Origin of the sequence: Streptomyces sp. NPDC057654 (assembly GCF_042800135.1) — a bacterium.
Classification (GTDB): domain Bacteria; phylum Actinomycetota; class Actinomycetes; order Streptomycetales; family Streptomycetaceae; genus Streptomyces.
The window spans coordinates 1-1,089 of sequence record NZ_JBHVHQ010001466.1 but is presented as its reverse complement, the minus strand read 5'-3'; the positions used below and the strand labels follow the sequence as shown (position 1 = coordinate 1,089).

Here is a 1,089-nt window from a genome sequence, read left to right as displayed (position 1 = left end):
ACCGTCAGCACGACGATGAGCACCCGCCAGTCGCCGGCCAGCCGGTTGGAGACCAGGGCGAGGATGAGGAAGGAGGGGACGATCAGCAGGAAGTGGATGACGGCGAGCGTCGCCTTCTCCACCCGGCCGCCGGGAACATCCCGTAGACGGCCGCCGCGGCGGCGCCGCTGAGCTTCGCAGGCGCAGAGCCCTCCGGCCGCATCGCCGGCGACGGCGACGGCGACGGAGCAGGCGACTGGCCGGCCGCCGGGACCGGAAGGCCCGGCTCCGCCGTGTCGAAGACCGGATGCGGCTGCGGCAGATCGTCGAAGAGCCGCAGCAGTTCGTCGCGCGAGGCGGCGGCCCGCGCCTTGTCCGACCGGTTCTCGAACTCCGCGTCCGTCAGCCGCCCTTGCACCACATGCTCGGTCAATGCCTCGACTGCCTGGTCCCGCTCCCGCGTACTGGCCCGTACGCCCGGCAGACTCCCCACTGGAGCATTCCCCCTCGACTACTCGCCCTACCTGCGGATACCGCCTTCCGGCGATCTCCTCGGCCGTCCAGCGTACGCGGGCTGCGGCGAGGCGCCAGGGGTGCGCCGCGCCCGTCCTGAGATGCCGATCACAATAGGACGGGGGCAGTCGGCATACGCGCGTGTCCCCGCGTCCACCAGGTACGACACCTTGCGGCACCATTGCGGCACCTTACGGAGGAGACAGACATGGCCGAACGCCCGACCGACGAGGAGATCCTGCGGGCCGTCCGCAGAATCCACGTGCTCGAAGAGCGCCACGACCGGCTGGCGGAGCGCGTGACCGAGCTCCGGGTACCGGCCGACGAGGCGGAGCTGGCCGAGCGGAACCGGACGGGCGACCAGATGGCCAAGGCCGCCGAGACGCTCGTCATCGAGTCGATCCAGGTACTGGAGGAGATCGGCATGGTGATGGCGGCCCAGGCCGTCGAGGCCATGGCCGCCGCCGAGGGCATCCCCATGGACTCCGGCATGCCGCAGCACGAGGAGCCTCCGCTGTTCTGACGGCGCTCAGTGGGGAGCGGCGGGGGCGGCCCGTACGCGCGAAGCTCCGGGCCGCGGGCCGGTGTCAACCGGCC

The 1,089-nt window shown here is 71.8% G+C and carries 2 protein-coding genes; one reads left to right on the top strand and one right to left on the bottom strand.

Annotated features, from left to right (window positions below; all coding sequences use genetic code 11):
• Window positions 1-82: 82 nt before the first annotated feature.
• Window positions 83-472, bottom strand: coding sequence for a DUF1707 domain-containing protein (locus ACFU99_RS44410; RefSeq protein WP_384404585.1), 390 nt, complete (start codon window positions 470-472; stop codon window positions 83-85).
• Between the two features lie 228 nt (window positions 473-700).
• Here ACFU99_RS44410 and ACFU99_RS44405 point away from each other — a divergent pair, with 228 nt between their 5' ends.
• Window positions 701-1,015 carry a hypothetical protein gene (locus tag ACFU99_RS44405; RefSeq protein WP_384404583.1) on the top strand — a complete coding sequence of 105 codons (315 nt, stop codon included), beginning with the start codon at window positions 701-703 and terminating at the stop codon, window positions 1,013-1,015.
• Window positions 1,016-1,089: the final 74 nt, after the last annotated feature.

Excerpts from the sequence above, each read along its gene's own strand:
- ACFU99_RS44405 (WP_384404583.1), top strand. The coding sequence starts at position 701 with ATGGCCGAACGCCCGACCGACGAGGAGATCCTGCGGGCCGTCCGCAGA.